Origin of the sequence: Acutalibacter caecimuris, assembly GCF_034335085.1 — a bacterium.
In the GTDB taxonomy this organism is placed as follows: Bacteria; Bacillota; Clostridia; order Oscillospirales; family Acutalibacteraceae; genus Acutalibacter; species Acutalibacter caecimuris.
Genome location: NZ_JAWXXJ010000099.1, coordinates 1 through 536 on the forward strand (window position 1 = coordinate 1; position 536 = coordinate 536).

The following is a 536-nucleotide window of genomic DNA, read 5'->3' on the forward strand; positions in this document are numbered from 1 at the left end:
CGCAGTTCATCGATCCCTTTTTTCGTCAGCCAGCCCTGCTTTGCGTCCTTGGAATAGACCAGCAAGCGCATATGAGGGTGGTGTGCGGTGCTGTGAAATGCACCGTACCACTCCAGATTACTGATGTCGATTTTCTGAGCTTCGGCCAACTCAGTGACGTTTCGCCGCACCAATTCTCGCCATGCCTTGGCCTTGTTATAGCCCAATCGCTCTGCATCCTCGCGGTGCAAACTGATAACGTGCGTCCATATGATCCCCTTGTGCTGGCCTACTTCCTCGGCAACCGAATCCAAATCTATCTTGTCATCGCCCTGGCTGAACAGCCCATGCGGACCCAGTTTCTCCACTCCCGGGCGCTCCGCCATGTAGCTTACCAGCTTATCCAACTCCCCAATGCGGTCAGCGTTGCGCTCGATGAAAGCGTCTATGAACTCGCTGGCGTTGCTTTTTGTGGGAGAACTTTCGTAGTCATGATACTCGCCATAGTCCTTGACAGACGAGTCAAACTTGATGATGTCCTGCACCAACCTCTGCTG

The 536-nt window shown here is 53.5% G+C and carries 1 protein-coding gene; it reads right to left on the reverse strand.

Features of this window, described 5'->3' with window-relative positions; translation table 11 throughout:
- The coding region (gene mobP3 / locus U8U01_RS17360; RefSeq protein ID WP_322176830.1) for a MobP3 family relaxase at positions 1 to 536 on the reverse strand (536 nt) is incomplete at both ends.